A 13983-nucleotide genomic window follows, 5' to 3' on the forward strand; every position below is an offset into this window, starting at 1 on the left:
GGTCCACCCCAATGTGTTCGCGGGGCACTCCGCAGCCCCACTTCCCTTGACCACCCAGCACCGGCCGGGTCCCCCTTGCCGCACGCTTCAAACAGCGGCGCGCGATCGAGCCCCTGCCGTCACTCGGCGGATTCGGAATCACGCTCGCGCGGCCGTACCGTCCGTGACCGCGGCGGCCGGCCGTCACGCTGATCGTCGTGCCGCGCGAGGGCGGACAGCAGCGCTTCGACCGTCATCCCCGCCTCGGCAGGATGCCGCAGGATGGTCCCCGGCTGGATCCGGTACGCGTTGGTCCGCCCCTCCCGTGTGCGGGTGAGATAGCCATCCTGCTCCAGATCGGAAATAATCTTCTGGACGGCCCTCTCGGTGAGCCTGCACCGCGCGGCGATGTCACGGATGCGGATGCGGTGATCGTCGGCGATCACAGCCAGCACCCGGGCATGGCTGGTGAGAAACGTCCATCCCGCATGTGTCTCGGATACTCCACCCATGCGCCCCAGCCTAGGGCGTAACATTCGCGCATTCAAAGGCGCGAAATAGATTTCAGGTATCTCTTGACGTGTTTCGTATGCCGGACGAAACTTGTACCGGCAGAGGACAGGCGAACGCTTCGGGAGCCACTGTCATGTCAGAACACGACTTCTCCGCTCCGCCCAGGAGTAGCAGCCCAGCTGTCTGTGCAACACCGCGCGTCCCAGCGGCGGTTGCCCCGTCGGCTTTCCTGGAGATCGTGACGCATCGGGCCGGGGGCTGGACGGTCGTGGCGGTGTCCGGAGAGATCGACATCGACACGGAACAGACGATGCAGCACTCGTCGACTCGGTCAACGGAGCGCCACTGCCCGACCACCTGCAACAGCGGATCACCACAGCGATCGCCGAGCTCTCACACCCGGTGCAGAACGGGACGTTTCCCGGTGCACTGCACGGCCACCCGGAGGGCGGACGGTCCACTGCCCCAAGTAGAACGTCGTAACGGAGTCCGTCTCGCTGCCCGTGCAGACGGCCGTGACCTGCCCCCTCATCCGTATGCACCCTGCGCTCGTCGCCCAGGCGGCGGCCACCAGCGCCGTACAACTGGACGGCCGCTTCCGGCTCGGCATCGGCATCGGCGAAGCTCTCAACGAGCACATCCTCGGCGACGCGTGGCCCGAGGCCGACGTACGCCTGGAAATGCTGGAAGAAGCGGTGCACATAATGCGCGAGCTGTTCACCGGGAACCAGATCAGCCACCGGGGCAAGCACTACACCGTGGAGAACGCCCGCCTCTACACCGTCCCCGACGAGCCGGTCCCCATCGACGTCTCCGCCTTCGGCCCGCACGCCGCCGAGGTCGCCGACCGCATCGGAGACAGACGAAGCCGTCCGTACGGCACACCACCTCTGGGCCAACGAACAGCTCCCCGGCGAACTCGCCCAACTCCTGCCCACCCCACGCCACTTCGAGCAGGCCTCCGACCTCGTCCACGAGCGCGGGTCCCCGGCGGCATCCCGGCCGGGAGCGGCGCCGACGACGGGTGGTCCCCCGTCTCCCCCGAGACGTCATCGGGACCGATCAGCCCGGCAAGTCCAAGGGGGCCGGGCGCAGTAGGGCCGACGCGGGAAAGGCGATGCCCGGGTCTTCACTTCACGAGTGGGGGTGCTCGGCAATCATGAACGCGACATACAGGGAAACAGGGGGGCCCGGGAGCCGAACGAGGTGCCCCGGGCGGACGACGAGAGCGAGCGCCCCGGGCCGCACCAACTCGGCCGTTCCGCCACCAAACGCAGTGCCAAGCAGGAGCGCCCGCGCTGGGGCTCTCGATCGGTGGCTCGTCCGGCAGTGGCGGGCCCGGCAGCACCTGAGACCCCCGGCGGCGGGAGCTGATCGGTCCAGCACCGCGAAGAATGCGTGGGAAGGCGCCTTGCGTGCCAAGGAGGCTTTCCAGGGGGTCGGGTGCGTCTTTGCGGCAGTCGGCTCATCGAGCCCCGGTACCGCCGCCGACGCCACGGCCGGGGCTTCCGGTACTTCGATACCGAGGGACAACCTGGCAGGACGTGTGGATCTACCGCGGGCCAGCGGACACCTACAGGCCGTGGACACGGATACCGTCGGACGCCGCCAGTACCTCTACCACCCCGTTTCCGCTCCGAACAGGAACGGGCCAGGCACAGCCCCCCGGTGGCCGACGAGGGCGTCCGCCGCGGCCCGCTCTGTTTCGGGTCGTGCGGACGGGGCACACGGGAGCCCAGTCAAGTGCTTCAGACCGGCAGGCACGCTTCCTTCCCCCCTTCGAGGAGTGTCATCGTGCCCTCCCCCGCTCGCCACGACCTCGACCCGACGAGCCCGGCCACCCCGCCGGAAAGGTGGAGATCCCGCGTGATGGTCCCGGACCCGGCAGTGCTGCGACAGGCTGTCGACCACTACCTGGCGCTCGTGGCCCACGGGGACCCGGCCGTCGCTGTCGCTCTGCGGAACGCCGCCTACACCCTGTGCGTCCTCACCGGCACTCGCACGGTGGAGGAAGCCATGTCGGCGGTGCGCGTGCTGTGCCCGGTATCCGCGACGCCCGCGCCTCCGCGGCCGCAGACGTCGATGGTCCCTGCGGCCGAGAGCGGCTCCGGGCAGACGGAGGCCGTGTCGTGACTCAGCCGTCGGACGGCCCGCAGCTGAAGGTCGGCGCGACCGGATTCGTGGTCCTCGCGGACGACGAAGGGGCCGTCATCCCCATGGAGTTGGTCTACCGGCCGGACGACTGCCTGGCTGCGCGTCTGGTGCTGCTGGGACCCGATGGACTGGAAGTCGGCTGGACCTTTGCCTGGGAACTGCTCGCCATGGGCCTGATGTCCCCGGCCGGCGACGGAGACATCACCGTGCGACCCGCGGCGGGACCGATCGACGGCGTCGAGGTGAGCCTCGTCGCCCGGTCCACCACACGGGTGTGGCTGCCTGAGGACGGCGTCGCCGAGTTCGTGCGCAAGGTGCGCCGGAGGGCCGGCCTCGACGCCCGGGGCATCGCTCCGGCGCTCGACAAGGAACTCGCCACGATCACGAACGGAACGTAGTCGGCGGCACTTCCCACTCCCGAGCGAGGCGCGATCTGGTCCCCTCCCCTTCGCCCGGATCCATCCGGGTACACGAAATACCGAACGCGGTCTTCGGAGGTGAGATCGGATGGCCACCACCACCCAACGCGGCGTGATGCGGGCGCTGTTGGACGCCCACGGCCGCACCTACGCCGACGAGGCGGGCATCCCGCTCAAGGACACACCTCAGCCTTTGTACCGGCTGCTCGTGCTCGCCTGCCTGCTCAGTGCGCGTATTCGCGCCGACATCGCGGTCGCCGCGGCCAAAGAGCTGACCGCCGCCGGGATGCGTGATCCACGCCGGATGGCCGAGGCCACCTGGCAGCAGCGGGTCGACGCACTCGGCCGCGGCGGCTACCGGCGCTACGACGAACGCACCGCCACCCAGCTCGGTGACGGCGCGACGCTGGCCACCGAACGTTACGGAGGCGACCTGCGACAGTTGCGGGATCAGGCCGACGGCGACACGGCGACGATACGGCGCCTGCTCCAGGAGTTCCCCGGAGTGGGACCGGCCGGCGCCGACATCTTCCTGCGCGAGGCACAGACGGTCTGGCCCGGGACGGCGCCGTACCTCGACGCCAAAGCCCTCCAGGGCGCCCGCGCCCTGGATCTGCCCACCGCACCCGCCGCCCTGCTCCGTCTGGCGGACGGCGCGGAGCCGGCCGTACTGGCCGCGGCCCTGGTCCGCGTCGCCCTCGACAAGAAGGCCCCTCGGGCCGTCCGCGAAGCCGCCCGCGCCTGAGAGCCGGCTCCACAACGAAGAGGAAGGGGTGGACCGGAGCGACTGCTCCGGCCCACCCCTTGCACACCCCGGCTCAGATCTCACATCAGATCTCACGCACGGTGGCCCTCGTAGTAGCCACCGAGCTGCTCCTGATAACCCGCGTCGCCCGTGTGCTTGTCCTTGTCGAACTCGGGAGCGTTCTTGATCTCCTCCTTCGTCCGGTCGACGTAGATCCTCTCCTCCGCCGTGTCGACGCCGATGACGAGGCCGGCGGGGATCAGGACGTGCTTACCGAAGATCCACGCCCCGGTGTCGACCACGAGGTGAGAGGCTCCGACGTCGTCGGAGTGCTTGTCGACCTTGCCGATACCGCCGTCGGTCGCCTCGACCTTGTAGCCGATCAGACTGGTGCCGGCGGTGTAACCGACCGCCGGTTGGTACCCCCACATGTCCGCACTCATGAATACATCTCCTCGATCAACGAATTTCACGACTGGAGGGGAGCGTCAGAGCGGCGTTCCGGGCTCCTCGGGCCGGATACGGCCGCGCCAGCCGCCCGTCTCGCCGCCACGGTCCTCGATGTAGTCCTTGAACCGCCGCAGGTCCCCCTTGACCCGCCGGTCGATCACGCCCAGCATGTCCGCGGACTTCTCGGCGACGCCGGTCGGCTCGACCTCCATGGTGAGTTCCACCCGGGTGTGCGCGGCGTCCAGAGGTTCGAAACGCACCGAGCCGCGCTGCCGCGTGTCGCCGTCCACGGAACGCCAGGTGATCCGCTCGTCCGGCGACTGGTCGATGATCTCGGTGTCGAACTCGCGCCGCACACCGCCGATGCTGGTGATCCAGTGGTTGTGCCGGTCATCGAGCTGCCTCACTTCCTCCACGCCTTCCATGAAGTGGGGGAAGTGCTCGAACTGGGTCCACTGGTTGTAGGCCGTGTGGACCGGTACACCGACCTCCACGGCTTCCTTCACAGTGCTCGTGCTCATTCGCTCCTCCTTCGTCGGGGATCGTCCACGCCGGATCGGCGGACCGGCGCGGGTCCGGGTCGCCTCGGGTACCCAGGGAGAGGACATGAAGACATCCAGGCGGAGTCAGTCCGTACTCCTGATGATGTTCGCCTCGGTATCGGACGGCGCCACTGTCGGCGCGCTCTCGTCCGCGACGGCGGCGACGCAGGTGCGCACGCCCTTCGCCCGGCGGTGACGGGCCTTCGACCAGCCCGTCTCGGCGACGCGGATCGATGATTTCGGCATGGTGCGCGGGAGTTGAGTGGTCACGGTCGTTCATCTTCCTTCTGTGCCGCGGTGTCCTGACTCCTCGGAACGGAGAGAGGCTTATGGGCACGATGTCCTAGTGGTCGAGTTGCCCGCCGCGGTGCCCGCAAACCACTCCCCTTCCCACCCCGGCTCGTCCGTCCGCCGTCGTTTCCGCCGACACACCTGGGTACCCGGTCATCGGGACCGACGGACGCCCGTACGAACGCCGAGGCCGAGCAGGACGCCTGCTCCTTCGGCCACGAACACCCTTCCCCGTACGGGCACTTCGGTCAGGGATGCCTCCACACCCGCATTCCGTCCGAGATGATCACGGCCGAGGGTGTGGCGGACCCAGACAGCCAGGAGTGTGCCGGTGAGCGCGGAGGAGACCAGCCCGGACGGGGGCCGGAGCCATGCGGTTTCCGCCAGGCCCGTGCCCGAAGACACCGCGCGCCGTCCCGGGCCCGAATGCCGACCGTCACGGTCGTGGTTCTCCATCGGATTCCGGGTCGGTCTGGGGGCGCTGACGGCGTACTGGCTGGTGCGGTCCGTCCAGCACATGGAGAGCATCCTGATGCTGGTGCTGCTCTCCCTGGTGATCGCGATCAGCGCGGACCCGCTCGTGAACCGGCTCACCGAACGGGGGCTGGGCCGCACCTGGGCGGTGGCCACGGTGATCGTGGGACTGTTCCTCGTCCTGGGCGGCCTCTCCGCGCTGTTCATAGCACCCGCCGCCCATGAGATCACCACCGTGGTCCACCAAGTGCCCACCTGGCTGCAGCAGTTGCACGACCACCACTCCTTCCTGGGCCGGATGGAGGACCGCTACCAGATCATCGAGAAGACCAAGAAGCAGCTGGGCACCGATACCAGCAGCCTGGCCAACGGCGTGATGGGCGCGGGTCAACTGCTCGTCACCACCGTGACCGGTCTGTTCCTGGTCATCATCCTGACCGTCTACTTCCTGGCCGGACTGCCCGCTCTCAAGCGTTTCTGCCTGCGCTTCGTGCCCGGCAGCCGACGCGACCACACGGCGGCCCTGGTCGACGAGATCCTGCTGCGCACCGGGCGTTACATGCTGGCCAACGTCGCCACGTCGGTCATCGCGGGTCTGGCCACGTTCATCTGGCTGGTGGTCTGGGGGGTCCCCTACCCCGCGGCGCTGGGGGTGTTCGTCGCCTTGATGGACCTGATCCCCGTGGTCGGCTCCACCATCGGCGGCATCGTCGTGTCGCTGGTGGCCCTGGCCGTCTCCCTCCCTGTGGCGATCGCGACCGCCGCGTTCTACGTCGTCTTCCGGATCGCCGAGGACTACCTGATCCTGCCCCGCGCCATGAAGTTCGCCATTCAGGTCCACCCCCTGGTCACCATCCTCGCCGTGCTGGCCGGCGGCACCCTCGAAGGCATCATCGGTGCTCTGCTCGCGATCCCCGTCGCGGTGGCCGTCGGACTGGTCCTCGACGACGCCGTCTTCCCTCGGATCACCCGACGCTGACTGCCTGGGAAGCCAGGGGCATCGTTCTCGGCGATGCCCCCTCTTCTTGTCCGGTCCCGGGCGGGCATCCGTTCACATGTGCCCGGTCCGCCCTGCCCGGGATCCGCCCGGTGCGCCGCCGGCGCTGGTGGTGCGTCCGGTCGGACCGGTCGGCGTTTCCGGTGCGGCCCGGTGCACGCGAACGGGGCAGACGCCAACCCTTCTCTGGGCGGGGACGGGCCTGGGAGGCGCCGCGCGGGGCACCGGGGTTGGGTGGGCGCACTTCTCGCACCGGCCTCGGCAGCCTGTTACGGCGTCGCCGACTTCGCCGGTGGCTTGCTGTCCCACCGAGCGCAGTTCCGTGTGGTCAGTCCCGCAGGGCGGCGCGGGTGTCGCGCAGGTAGACCAGGGGACGGACCAGCGCGTTGACGGCGATACCGACGAACGCGCCGAAGACGGCCTCGGCGATACGGGCCGTGGCGGCGGGGATGCTGATGGACCCACCGGTGAGGTCGAACAGGGCGCCGGTGGCGGCGTAGATGCCCTGGCTGCCCAGCCGCCGCCACTGCCCCGGCAGCACGGTCGTGGGCAGGACCAGCGCCATCGCCGTCGTCGTGTCGTGCAGCGGCAGCGCCGCCGCGGTGGCCACGACCGTCCCGGTGGCGATCGCCGCGAGCTGCGAGCTGCTGCATCCCGTGCGCCATGGACCCGGTAGACGGTCGATTCCACCAGCACGTTCGCCACCCAGGGGGCGACGAACGCCATGGGCGCGTCGAGCCGCCGACCGACCACCGCCCAGGCGATTCAGGCGGCCAGGGCCGCCTTGCCCGCCTGCACGGCCAGGTCCCGCTCCCGGCTCGGCCCCGACCACGCCAGCCCGGCCACCTGCCCGGCGGCCCGCACCTGGCGCCGCGCTCTTCGCGTCGCGGCTCGTATCGCATGCGGGGAAGTCCAGGTGCCACCGATCAGCGGCACCTGTGCCGGTCGGCCCGGCCGGCCCGGGAAGGTGTCGGACCGGCTCCGGCCGGTCGGCCGGGGTGCCGGACCGGGTCGCCGGTCACTGTCACAGCCAGCCGTTGCGGCGGAACGCCCGGTACAGCAGTCCAGCTCCGAGGGCCATCACGGCGAGCGCGCACGGATAGCCGTAGCGCCAGTCCAGTTCGGGCATGTGGGTGAAGTTCATGCCGTAGATCCCGGCGACCATGGTGGGGACGGCGAAGAGGGCCGCCCAGGCGCTGATGCGGCGCATGTCGTCGTTCTGCCAGGTGCCCACCTTCGCGAGATGGGCGTCGAGGACGGAGCCGAGCAGGTCGTCCAGGGCGCGGACCTCGGTATCGGTGCGGCTGAGGTGATCGGTGACGTCACGGAAGTACGGCACGACCTGGCGCGGCCAGTCGTCCTGCTCCGTGGCGAAGGGCCGCATGACGGGGACCAGCGGCCCGACGGCTCCACGGAACTCCACCACCTCGCGTTTGAGCGAGTAGATCCGCTCGGTGAGGTCGTCCCGGGCGGGTGAGAACACGCACCGTTCCAGGTCGGTCAGGTCGGTCCGTACCTGGGCGGCGGCCTGTGCGTAGTCGTCGACGATCACATCGGGCACCACGTGCAGGACACTGACCGGCCCGAGCCCTGTCATGTGCGGCTGCTGCGCGAGCCGTCGGGCGGCTTCTACGGTGGGATCGTTCGCGCCGTGCCGTACGGTCAGCGCGAAGGAGGGTCCGAGGAAGATCATCACCTCGCCGGTCTCCACATCCGAGGTCTCCTCGACGAACCACACCGTCTTCACGGCGATCGCGAGAACGTCGCCGTAGCGCTCCTTCTTCGGACGCTGATGGGCATGGACCGCGTCCTCGACGGCCAGTGGATGCAGATTCAGGTACTCGCCCAGTTGCTGCAGGTCCTCCTCGCCGGGTTCGTCCACGCGGATCCAGGCGAACTCGTCGGGCTTCAGCGCGGCCAGCCGGTCCAGGGTGGCCTGGCATCCCCCGTCCTCCTGCCGGCAGTCGACCTGCTCGCAGTCACCCGTCCGCTCCTGGTAGATCAAGCACTCCATGCCCCTCCGAGTGCTTCCGTCGCGGCGTTCCATGCACCGGAACGTTCATGGATTTCCAGCGCCATCGGCAACGCGGCGGCGTAGGCAGGGCCCCGCGGGTTACCCGGAGAGCATGGTGAGACCGCATCTTCCGGGACGGAAAGCACATCACGACGACGACAGGACGCGGGAACGCGAGGTCCCGGGGCCGCAAGAAGTCGGCCCCGGTCCGGACGTGGAGCGTGAGGCACCGGACCGGCCTTCGAAACTGCCCTGGCGGGCCTGGGGTGCCGTGGTCAAAGGCACGCTGCGGGAGTTCCGGGACGACGAGCTGAGCGACCGCGCGGCGGCTCTGACGTACTACGGAGTCCTGTCGTTGTTCCCGGCGCTGCTCGTCCTGGTCTCCCTGGTGGGCATCGCCGGGAAGTCGGTCACCGGCACGCTTCTCGACAACCTCCAGCAGCTCGCTCCGGGCTCCGCGAGGGACATCATCACCCAGGCCGTGCGGCAACTGCAGCGCGACGCCGGCGTCGGTTCGGTCATGGCGATCGTCGGCATCGCGCTGGCGGTGTGGTCGGCCTCCGGCTACGTGGCGGCGTTCATCCGCGCGGCGAACGCCGTCTACGACATGCCCGAAGGCCGCCCCGTGTGGAAGATCCTTCCCATCCGCGTCGCCCTGACGGTCGTACTGATGGTGCTGGCGGTGATCAGCGCGTTGATCGTGGTCTTCACCGGGGGCCTGGCCCGGCAGGCCGGCACGGCCCTCGGGGTCGGCGACGCCGCGCTGACGGTGTGGTCGATCGCGAAATGGCCCGTGCTGGTCGTCCTGGTCACGGTGATGATCGCGATCCTGTACTGGGCCTGCCCCAACGCGAAGGTGAAGGGCTTCCGGTGGATCACGCCCGGCAGCTTCACAGCCCTGGTGATCTGGCTGGCCGCCTCCGCCGGGTTCGCCTTCTACGTCGCCAACTTCGCCTCCTACAACAGGACTTACGGAGCCATGGCCGGCGTCATCGTCTTCCTCGTCTGGCTGTGGATCACCAACCTGGCGCTCCTGCTGGGCCTGGAGATCGACGCCGAGACCGTACGCCAGCGAGCCGTCGCGGGTGGCCTGCCGCCGACGGCCGAGCCATACACCCAGCCCCGCTCCACGCACACGTGGGACGAAGCGGACGTACGCAGGCTGAGTGAGGAATGACGCGTCCACGGCAGGCACCGGAACGACCGCCGGGCCCGGACCTGCTGCCCCGCGCGGGCACGGTGGTTCCGCCGTGGACGAGAACGCCGAGCGGGCGCAGCCGAACCCCCAGGCCGCTCCCTGCTCTGAACTCGCCCGTCCGGGGTACTCGCGCGGTCATCGGACGGTCGGACGCATGACGCGGCCCGGCCCGCAGGCACCCACAAGGAGAGGAGATGACCGTTGTGTCGAACACACAGCCGCACGTCGCGGACTCCCGCAGTACGGACCGCTCAGGCCAGGAACCGATGAGCGAGCTGGTGCAGCGAGCCTCACACCAGCTGACCGAGCTGGTGCGGGGCGAACTGCGGCTGGCGCAGGCCGAGATGAAGGAGAAGGGTCAACGCTACGGCAAAGGCGGTGGTCTGTTCGGCGGCGCGGGCGTCGTCGGCTTCCTGATGCTGCAGGCGCTGGTCGCCACCGCGATCGCCGCGCTGGCGGTGCCACTGCCGGTGTGGGCGGCGGCGCTGATCGTCACGGCGGTTCTGGGCGTGGTCGCCGGAGTGCTGGCCCTGAGTGGGAAGAAGCAGGTCGGCCGCGCCGCGCCGCCCCTGCCCGAGGAGACGATCGACAACGTGAAGGCCGACGTGGCCGAGATCAAGGAGAGTGCCCGGCGATGACTCAGCCGTCCGACAACGAACCCACCGCTGCCGGCCCCGAAGAAATCCGGGAGCAGGTCGAACAGGTCCGGACCGAACTCGGTCAGACGGTCGAAGCGCTGGCGGCCAAGGCCGACGTCAAGGCGCGCGCCAAGGAAGAGGTCGCCGAGGCGAAGGAACAGGCCGCCGCGAAGGCCGGCGACCTCAAGGAGCAGGCCGCCGTCAAGGCCAGGGAACTGAAGGCGAAGGGCGCCGACCTGGCCCACCAGGCGCAGGACAAGCTGCCCGACCCGGTCAGGGACAAAGCCGCCCAGGCTTCCGGGCAGGCCCGCGCCACGGCGGCCCAGGCCGGTCGCGTATGGCAGGAGAAGGCGCCCGAGCCGGTACGGCGGAAGACGGCCCAGGGAGCGCGGCTGGCGCGGGACAACCGCACCGCGCTGCTGGCGGCGGCCGGCGTCGCCGTCGCTGTGTGGCTGTCGTACCGCCGGAAGGGGTGAGCCGGGTGAAGGCATCGAAGATCGCCTACAAGCCCGTCGGCCTGGCACTCGGCGCCGTCAGCGGCATGGCCGCCGGAGCCGTGTTCAAGCAGGCGTGGAAGGTGCTCGGCCACGACGCGGACGCCCCGGACGCCACCGACGAGGAACGCTCCTGGGGCGAAGTACTGCTCGCCGCCACCCTGCAAGGCGCGATCTTCGCCGCGGTCAAGGCATCCGTCGACCGCGCGGGGGCCGCCACCACCCGCCGCCTGACCGGAACCTGGCCCGGCTGACGCCCAAGGGAGGGGGTGGGAGGACCGAAGGTCACAAAGACCAGTCCTCCCACCCCCTGATCGGCTGCCCCGGACCCCACGGCCACGGTCCTTCGCCCGGGCCGTGTCTTCTGCGGCCGGGCTCCCGGACCACGCCTCCGCCATGCGGGCGCATCCATGACGAGACGTGCACCCGTGCGGTGTCTACGAAAGCCCCGTCGTCTGCCCCGACCTGAGGGGGTACGGCCGTTCCCGCGGCCCGGCGGCCACGGAGGACCACTCGGGACACTCCAAGCGAGCGGTCGCCGGTGACGTGGTCGCGGTCAGCGCACGCTGGGCCATGAGCGGTTCAGGCCAGCTGGGCACGACCGAGGAGGCGCCGTCGCGTTGCGTCTCGCGCTCGATCACCCCGGTGCGGTCTCGCGGGTGGCACTGCTCGACTGTCTTCCCCTCACCGAACACCTGACGCGCATCACGGCCGAGTTCGCCACGCGATGGTGGCACTGGTTCTTCTTCGCCCAGCCGGACATATCCGAGCGGGTCATCAACGCGGACCCGGACAACTGGTACCGCGGCGACGCACACAGCATGGGCCAGGAGGACCACGACGAGTGGCGGGAGGCGACACGGAACCCCGCCGTGGTGCGCGCCATCCTGGAGGACTACCGGGCCGGCCTGACCATCGGCAGGCGACGTGATGCCCGAGCGGATCAACCCCGCTCAGCGGTTGAGCGCCTTGCGCAGCTTGTGGCGCGACGCCTCCGCCCACACGGGCGGCAGTTCCCGTTCGTCCCGGTCGGCCGCGGCCTGCTCCTGTCCGTACAACAGGCCCCAGGTGAAGCTCGGTTCACCGGCCGCGTGTGCCGCCAAGGCCACCTTCCGCAGGGCGTCGCGGGCCACGACGCTGTCCTGATGGTCGCCGAGCACCTGCTGGACGGCCTTGACGCGCTTGCCCAGCCGCTTGGCGGGCTTGCCGAGTGAGTCACGCGCCGGCTCCGTGGCGTACCGCGTCTTCTTGGCCGCCTTCCGGGCCTCGTGGAGAGCCTTGTCGCGTTTCGTTCCCGGCGGGAGTTCCAGCGCGTGGGCCATGCGGTCGGACAGGCGGCCGTACTCCTTGAGGATGGCTTTGCCCATGACCTTCTGCGGCTGCCGGGCGGCCTTGGCACGCAGCGGGGGCCGTTCCGTCAGCGTTGCCAGACTGTTCAGAAGGGCCAGGTAGCGGGGTGAGTCCAGGGCGGCGAGCGTGCGCAGACGGGCCTCGGAGGTGTCGCCGACGTCCCACACCTGCAGACGGGCGGAGACGGCCCCGAGGACCAGTTCCCGAGGCAACGCCTCGATACTCGCGCCCAGTCGCTCCCGAAGGACCTCCTGGTCGCGTTCCGCGCCGAGTTCGTTGCCCAGCCATTTGAGTTCGTCGCGGACGGGATCGGTGGCCTTCCGGTCCAGGACCGACCGGTAGGACCGCAGCACACTGCGCAGCCGACGGCAGGTGGTGCGCATCCTGTGCACGGCGTCGGGCAGGTCGCGGCGGACCGCGGGGTCCAGGTTCACCAGGGCGTGGAACCGTTCGTCCACATAACGCAGGACCTCCTCACCGGCGGATCCGGGCGCCACGGCCTCGGCACGTTCGTCCGGCACACGGGGCACTCCGACTTCCGTCTCCTCCAGGGCGCGAGCCAGCTTGGAGGAGCTGTGCGCGCGGCCGATGCCGTTCTCGCCCAGTGCCTTGTCCACGGCGTCCAGCAGTGCGGGGTCGGTGTCCGGCGCGAGTTCGACCTCCATCTCGGTCCATGAGGCCCGCGTACCCGTGGCGAGCAGGGACTCGGCACGCACCGAGTCGATGCTCAGCTCGGCGAGAGCCGTTCCGTCGGAGCCGACGAGCTGCCGTACGCCACGGGTGGAACGGATACGGACCACCGGCCGCAGATCCGCACCACGGGTACGGGAGAGGGCCAGCTCCCGCAAGGTGTCCGGGACGGCTTCGGACAGCGGGGCCCGCACCTCTTCCCGGCTGTCACCGGACAGCGGCAGTTTGAGGTGCCAGCCCGCGTCACCCCCGCCCGTCCTACGACGGAGCGTGGCCGACGCGCCGGCCAGCCTCAGGTCGTCGGTGTCGTAATACACGGCATCCAGGTCCTCGGTGTCCTGATGCACGACGGACGCGATCCCGTCCACGCCAGCGAGGTCGGGCAACCACGCGGTGTCATCGGCCGAGGGGGCCTCGTACTTCCGCTCTGTCTCTCGTATCGACTCGGTCATGTCCTGCGCGTACACGTCTGAGCCCCGGACAAACACGAGCGGTCCGGATTTACGCGGCGCGTTTCGTGGTGATCGCACGCTCACAGTTCGCGCAGGGCGGGCAGCAGCTTCTGTTCGGCCCATTCCAGGTACGGCTTCTGGTGCTCGCCGCCGATCTGGACGAGCGCGACCTCGGTGAACCCCGCGTCCACGTAAGGCCGTACGGCCTCGACGACCGCCTCCACATCGTCGCCGCACGGAATCGACTCAGCGACGTCCTCGGGCCGTACGAACTGGGTGGCACCCGCGAACGCGGCAGGGCCGGGGAGTTCGGAGTTGACCGGCCAGCCGCCGCCGAACCAGCGGAACTGGTCGTGGGCGCGGGCGATCGCCGCGTCGCGGTCGGTGTCGTAACAGACGGGCAGCTGGCCGACCTTGGGCTTGCCCGCGCCGCCGTACCCGTCGAAGGCGGAGGTCAACTCCGGCCTGGGCTCGGTGGCGATCAGCACGTCGGCGAGACGGCCCGCGAGTTCGCACGAACTGTCACCCGAGACGGCGACACCGATCGGCACAGGCGTGTCGGGCAGGTCCCACAACTGGGCGT

15 protein-coding genes and 3 pseudogenes are annotated in these 13983 nt (G+C 69.8%); 10 read left to right on the forward strand and 8 right to left on the reverse strand.

Annotated elements, in window-relative coordinates; genetic code table 11:
• Window positions 1–119: 119 nt before the first annotated feature.
• Window positions 120–491, reverse strand: a complete 372-nt coding sequence (locus ACFWP5_RS47925; protein ID WP_384172217.1) for a helix-turn-helix transcriptional regulator — start codon at window positions 489–491, stop codon at window positions 120–122.
• A gap of 480 nt (window positions 492–971) precedes the next feature.
• Between ACFWP5_RS47925 and ACFWP5_RS47930 the strand changes: the two are divergent.
• From ACFWP5_RS47930 to ACFWP5_RS47945, 4 genes and pseudogenes are all read left to right on the forward strand, one after another.
• A pseudogene (locus tag ACFWP5_RS47930) lies at window positions 972–1470 on the forward strand (LLM class flavin-dependent oxidoreductase); the annotation flags it as partial.
• Window positions 1471–2286: 816 nt separating this feature from the next.
• Window positions 2287–2625, forward strand: coding sequence for a DUF5133 domain-containing protein (locus ACFWP5_RS47935; protein WP_384172220.1), 339 nt, complete (start codon window positions 2287–2289; stop codon window positions 2623–2625).
• Window positions 2622–3044, forward strand: a complete 423-nt coding sequence (locus ACFWP5_RS47940; RefSeq protein WP_384172223.1) for an SsgA family sporulation/cell division regulator — start codon at window positions 2622–2624, stop codon at window positions 3042–3044. Before ACFWP5_RS47935 ends, ACFWP5_RS47940 begins: the two co-directional genes overlap by 4 nt.
• Before the next feature lie 109 nt (window positions 3045–3153).
• A complete protein-coding gene (locus ACFWP5_RS47945; protein ID WP_384172226.1) occupies window positions 3154–3810 on the forward strand; it encodes an endonuclease in 657 nt (218 codons plus the stop codon).
• A 92-nt stretch (window positions 3811–3902) separates the two neighbouring features.
• Here ACFWP5_RS47945 and ACFWP5_RS47950 read toward each other — a convergent pair whose 3' ends face one another.
• The 3 genes from ACFWP5_RS47950 to ACFWP5_RS47960 form a co-directional block, all read right to left on the reverse strand.
• Window positions 3903–4253 (reverse strand): PRC-barrel domain-containing protein, encoded by a 351-nt coding sequence (locus ACFWP5_RS47950; RefSeq protein ID WP_384172229.1) that lies wholly within the window; start codon window positions 4251–4253, stop codon window positions 3903–3905.
• Between the two features lie 45 nt (window positions 4254–4298).
• Window positions 4299–4781, reverse strand: coding sequence for an SRPBCC family protein (locus tag ACFWP5_RS47955; RefSeq protein ID WP_384172232.1), 483 nt, complete (start codon window positions 4779–4781; stop codon window positions 4299–4301).
• Between the two features lie 105 nt (window positions 4782–4886).
• Entirely contained in the window at window positions 4887–5072 is a 186-nt protein-coding gene (locus ACFWP5_RS47960) for a hypothetical protein (protein WP_384172235.1), read from the reverse strand.
• A 412-nt stretch (window positions 5073–5484) separates the two neighbouring features.
• On the opposite strand from ACFWP5_RS47960, the gene ACFWP5_RS47965 reads away from it, so the two are divergent.
• Complete coding sequence (locus tag ACFWP5_RS47965) at window positions 5485–6546, forward strand: AI-2E family transporter (RefSeq protein WP_384172238.1); 1062 nt, start codon at window positions 5485–5487, stop codon at window positions 6544–6546.
• A gap of 349 nt (window positions 6547–6895) precedes the next feature.
• Here the strand turns inward: ACFWP5_RS47965 and ACFWP5_RS47970 are convergent.
• Window positions 6896–7329 (reverse strand): annotated as a pseudogene (locus ACFWP5_RS47970) (hypothetical protein); the annotation flags it as partial.
• 259 nt (window positions 7330–7588) lie between these two features.
• On the reverse strand, window positions 7589–8578 hold the full coding sequence (locus tag ACFWP5_RS47975; protein WP_384172241.1) for a magnesium and cobalt transport protein CorA: 990 nt from the start codon (window positions 8576–8578) through the stop codon (window positions 7589–7591).
• 112 nt (window positions 8579–8690) lie between these two features.
• Here ACFWP5_RS47975 and ACFWP5_RS47980 point away from each other — a divergent pair, with 112 nt between their 5' ends.
• From ACFWP5_RS47980 to ACFWP5_RS48000, 5 genes and pseudogenes are all read left to right on the forward strand, one after another.
• Window positions 8691–9755 carry a YihY/virulence factor BrkB family protein gene (locus ACFWP5_RS47980; RefSeq protein ID WP_384172243.1) on the forward strand — a complete coding sequence of 355 codons (1065 nt, stop codon included), beginning with the start codon at window positions 8691–8693 and terminating at the stop codon, window positions 9753–9755.
• A 215-nt stretch (window positions 9756–9970) separates the two neighbouring features.
• Window positions 9971–10414 (forward strand): phage holin family protein, encoded by a 444-nt coding sequence (locus ACFWP5_RS47985; protein ID WP_384172246.1) that lies wholly within the window; start codon window positions 9971–9973, stop codon window positions 10412–10414.
• A complete protein-coding gene (locus ACFWP5_RS47990; RefSeq protein ID WP_384172249.1) occupies window positions 10411–10890 on the forward strand; it encodes a DUF3618 domain-containing protein in 480 nt (159 codons plus the stop codon). Before ACFWP5_RS47985 ends, ACFWP5_RS47990 begins: the two co-directional genes overlap by 4 nt.
• 5 nt (window positions 10891–10895) lie before the next feature.
• Complete coding sequence (locus tag ACFWP5_RS47995) at window positions 10896–11162, forward strand: DUF4235 domain-containing protein (protein WP_384172252.1); 267 nt, start codon at window positions 10896–10898, stop codon at window positions 11160–11162.
• A 196-nt stretch (window positions 11163–11358) separates the two neighbouring features.
• Window positions 11359–11867: pseudogene (locus tag ACFWP5_RS48000) on the forward strand (alpha/beta fold hydrolase); the annotation flags it as partial.
• Here ACFWP5_RS48000 and ACFWP5_RS48005 read toward each other — a convergent pair.
• Both ACFWP5_RS48005 and ACFWP5_RS48010 read right to left on the reverse strand, forming a co-directional pair.
• Entirely contained in the window at window positions 11862–13400 is a 1539-nt protein-coding gene (locus ACFWP5_RS48005; RefSeq protein ID WP_384172254.1) for a CHAD domain-containing protein, read from the reverse strand. The pseudogene ACFWP5_RS48000 and the gene ACFWP5_RS48005 overlap by 6 nt on opposite strands.
• 80 nt (window positions 13401–13480) lie before the next feature.
• Window positions 13481–13983, reverse strand: a 503-nt coding sequence (locus tag ACFWP5_RS48010) for an LLM class flavin-dependent oxidoreductase (RefSeq protein ID WP_384172257.1), incomplete at its 5' end; no start/stop codon positions are given.

It is taken from the genome of Streptomyces sp. NPDC058469 (assembly GCF_042721125.1).
GTDB lineage: Bacteria > Actinomycetota > Actinomycetes > Streptomycetales > Streptomycetaceae > Streptomyces.